The sequence below is a fragment of the Ancylomarina sp. genome, from assembly GCF_041555295.1.
GTDB lineage: Bacteria > Bacteroidota > Bacteroidia > Bacteroidales > Marinifilaceae > Ancylomarina.
On sequence record NZ_JBFFKR010000288.1, the window covers coordinates 1 to 4,029 of the forward strand.

The following is a 4,029-nucleotide window of genomic DNA, read 5'->3' on the forward strand; positions in this document are numbered from 1 at the left end:
GGAATTAAGATTCCATTCAGCCATGTTACAAAGCCAAAAACAAAGAACAAAGCTCCAATGATGATCATTGGTAGAACAAAGTTCTTAAATGAAGATTTAGATGTACTCATTATATAAATGCTTTAAGGTTTAGAGTCCGACTTTTAATTGGAATAAAAGTCGGAATCGGTTTTATTCGTTTATATTATTCATTAATTGTTTAACACATTCCGCCAAATCCTTAGCATACTTTTCTGTAGTCGCTTCCGCATAAATTCGTATGATTTGTTCGGTATTGGATTTTCTCATGTGAACCCATCCTTCTGGGAAAGTGATTTTTAATCCATCAATTGTATTACTCGGGAAATCGATGAATTTTCGACGAACTTGTTCCAGAATGCCATCCAAATCGGCAACACCATCTAATTCGATTTTTTGTTTTTCGATCTTGTAATCAGGATAGGTTGCTCGTAATTCTGCAGAAGTCATCTTACTTTTAGCCAGATAAGTCAGGAATAAGGCAACACCAACCAAGGCATCTCTACCGTTGTGTAACTCAGGATATATCACACCTCCGTTACCTTCACCACCAATGGCAGCCGCTTGCTTATTCATTTCTCTCACCACGTTAACTTCACCAACTGCTGATTCGAAAAATTCAACGCCATGCTTTTCTGCGATTCCTCGCAAAGCCATAGTCGATGATAAATTGGCAACTAGTGCTCCTTTGGTATGTTGAAGCACATAGTCTGCAACAGATACTAAAGTATATTCTTCTCCAAAAGGCGTTCCATCATTACAAACTAAAGCTAAACGATCGACATCAGGATCGACTATGATTCCCAGATCCAGATTTTCCTTCTTTACCAGTTCGCTGATTTCCACAATGTTTTCAGGAAGGGGTTCGGGATTATGAGCAAAGTTCCCATCAGGGACACAATTAATTTCAGTCACTTTATTAACACCCAGAGCTTTTAAAAGACGAGGAATAGCAAAGCCACCAACAGAGTTTACAGCATCAACTGCAACTGAAAAATCAGAGGCAGAAATGGCTTCAACATCTACTAAATCCAAATCAAGTATGTGTTGGATATGCTTATCTAAATAATTTTCGTCTTTTGAATAGGAACCCAAATCATCAACTCCGTTATAGGTGTAATTTTTATCTTCAACCAACTGAAGTAAATCTTTTCCATCCTGATCAGAAATAAATTCACCTTTACTATTCAATAACTTCAGGGCATTCCAGTTCTTAGGGTTGTGGCTCGCTGTAATAATAATACCGCCACCTGCATTCATATCGATCACAGCCATTTCCACAGTTGGAGTTGTTGCTAAGCCAAGATCAATGACTTCAATCCCAACTGAAATTAAAGAACCTACAACAAGTTGGTTTACCATTTCGCCACTGATTCTCGCATCACGACCAATCACAAGCTTTTTATTAGCTCCACTATTTTGAAGCCACATACCAAAAGCTCCAGCAATACTTACGACATCCATTGGTGTAAGAGCCTGACCAGGTCTGCCTCCTATTGTGCCTCGAATTCCAGATATTGATTTAATTAAAGTCATTGTATTTCTTCTTTAGGGTAATTTCATTCTATTTAGCAAACACCTATGCTAAGGCATTAATTAATTCCATAATTTTGCTGGGTATACACCTTGTTCAACCAGTTCTAAAATAGCTTTAGCCGCTTTTTCCTTATCCTCACGATAAGTCACACCAAACCACTGAGCATCTGACTTTAACACTTTAACACTTGTATTTTTACTATCAATTATTTTAGCAACAACAGAAGGAATAAAAAATTCAGATTTTAACTCTTGCCCAGCTTCAGCCAAAAAGCTTCTAAATTGGTCTTCCAAATGCTCAAAAAGTTGAGGTTTAAAACCCCAGAAATTCATTGAAACAGTTGTGTCTCCAGTAAGTGGAATCCATTTATCATCTTCTTTATAAGCAATTCCTTCTGAACGCTTTTCGATATGAATTCGTTCAACAACAGTTTCTAAATGCTCAATTGCATTTGTAGAACAAACACCACGAGAAACAGAACCGTTTTCGGAAATAGTATTTGCAAGTTTGTACCCCACCATAGCATATTCTTGTTCTGAAATTGAGTTCTTTAAGAAATCTGCCATAGTAGTAAATGCCTCTACACCATAATAGTCGTCCGCATTAATAACTGCAAATGGCTCGTTAATGCATTCTTTGGCCATTAAAATTGCATGACCAGTTCCCCAAGGCTTCTCTCTATCTAAATTATAAGATGAACCTTCTGGTACTTTTTTAATTTCTTGATTCACATAACCCACTTCTATTTTCCCTGCAAGTTTTGTATCAAAGAGCTCTTTAAATTCTTTTTCAAATCCTTCTCTAATGACAAAAACGATTTTTCCAAAACCAGCTGCAATCGCATCATGAATTGAATAATCAATAATGGTTTCATCAGAAGGGCCAATTGGATCGATTTGCTTTAATCCACCATATCGGCTTCCCATTCCAGCTGCAAGTACTAATAGTGTCGGTTTCATATCTAACTTTTAATTTATTCCTAATACTTCATTCATTACATTGGACAAGGTTCCCATCAGTGCTGAATCATCAAGTAATTCAGAACAAACAAGCTCTGTTTCAGAACTGATTCTATCCATTGCGTATTTATTCATAGCCATATTCACAGGATCTGAAATATATTTTCCTGTATGAGCCAATCTGCCTCCAATAATTATCATCTCTGGATTAAGCAGGTGAATTAGAGTCACTAATCCTTTACCCAAATATTCACCCATCTTATTCAACTGATCGATTGCAAATTGATCGCCTTCAACAATAGCTTCAATAACAGCTCGCAGATCAACTGAAAAGCCTTTATCTTTCTTACTACTTAATAAGCTTGCCTGTCCTTTTTCAAGAGCCTTATTTATATTTCGAACTAAAATCTCGCCAGAGGTTAGAGTTTCCAAACAACCTATCTTCCCACAATAACACAAGTCGCCATCCGGATCAATCAGAATATGTCCAAACTCTCCAGCAAAACCATTTTTACCAGAATACAACTGTCCATTTAAGATGATACCCAAACCAATTCTATTGCTTAAGTTCAAACACAAAACATCTTTTTTCCCTTTGGCCTTTCCAAAAGCTTTTTCTCCCAAGGCCATTAACCTTGCATCATTATCCAACAAGACAGAGAACCCAAGTTTATTGCTCAGATAAAATGCTAATCCTTCCTTCGCAAATGACAAATGTGTGAAGGTGATACCATTTTCAGCATCAACTAAACCTGGAATAGATACACCCATTGCTAAAACATTAGCAGTTGAAATATTCATCTCACGGAGTATTTCATTAACCTTCACAACAAGCTGATCGGTATAAATCGAAGAATTTTCTAAATCGAAATTCTTAAATTCTTGTCTACAAACAAGCTGATTGTTCAAATCGAAAAGTGCAATTGTAAGTGTATGCAAGTTAATATCGATACCTAAAACGTATTGATATTCAGGATTAATACAATAAAGGTTGGGACGCCTTCCTCCTATTGATTCTCCAATACCATTATCGAGAAGAATGCCAAAACCTAACAAATCGTCAACCAACGAAGCAACCAAAGGCTGACTGATTTTAGATTGCTTTACAATGTCAGCAATAGAGGCTTTGCCAATCACATACAAATGAGAAACAATCTTACGATACTGTTCCATTTTTCGTTTTTTGGCATTAGCAGTTCCTGCTAACTCTTTCTCATATTTGAATTCTGGTCTCAATCTGACTTTATTTTAGTTTGGATTAATTTTCGTGATAAAAGTATAAATATTTTTAAAAGAAGAGTTAACTTTTAAAATGTTTTTTAGAAGTATTTTCTACACAAGCCTAAAAATGGGTTTGTAGTTGAAATCCTGTTAAACAGATTAGTCTTTAATAATAAATGACCAGATAGAATCAATGAAACACCTCTGAATATCACATCAATATTTTATTATATTTGCCCCATCTCAAAAAAAAAATTAACGAGCAATTGAGATAGCTCTTAAATAACCAACAAA

Annotated in this window: 3 protein-coding genes; all 3 read right to left on the reverse strand. The window is 35.8% G+C overall.

Annotated features, from left to right (window positions below; genetic code table 11):
- Positions 1–171 precede the first annotated feature (171 nt).
- From glmM to ABY905_RS14735, 3 genes are read right to left on the reverse strand one after another with little or no spacing between them, the layout of a single operon-like run.
- The gene (glmM, locus tag ABY905_RS14725) at positions 172–1,554 is read right to left on the reverse strand and encodes a phosphoglucosamine mutase (protein ID WP_372645211.1); all 1,383 of its coding nucleotides are present in this window, start codon (positions 1,552–1,554) and stop codon (positions 172–174) included.
- A 60-nt stretch (positions 1,555–1,614) separates the two neighbouring features.
- Positions 1,615–2,514, reverse strand: a complete 900-nt coding sequence (locus ABY905_RS14730) for an NDP-sugar synthase (RefSeq protein ID WP_372645213.1) — start codon at positions 2,512–2,514, stop codon at positions 1,615–1,617.
- A gap of 9 nt (positions 2,515–2,523) precedes the next feature.
- Entirely contained in the window at positions 2,524–3,750 is a 1,227-nt protein-coding gene (locus ABY905_RS14735) for an ROK family protein (RefSeq protein WP_372645215.1), read from the reverse strand.
- Positions 3,751–4,029 lie beyond the last annotated feature (279 nt).

Excerpts from the sequence above, each read along its gene's own strand:
- ABY905_RS14730 (WP_372645213.1), bottom strand. The coding sequence starts at position 2,514 with ATGAAACCGACACTATTAGTACTTGCAGCTGGAATGGGAAGCCGATAT.
- glmM (WP_372645211.1), bottom strand. The coding sequence starts at position 1,554 with ATGACTTTAATTAAATCAATATCTGGAATTCGAGGCACAATAGGAGGC.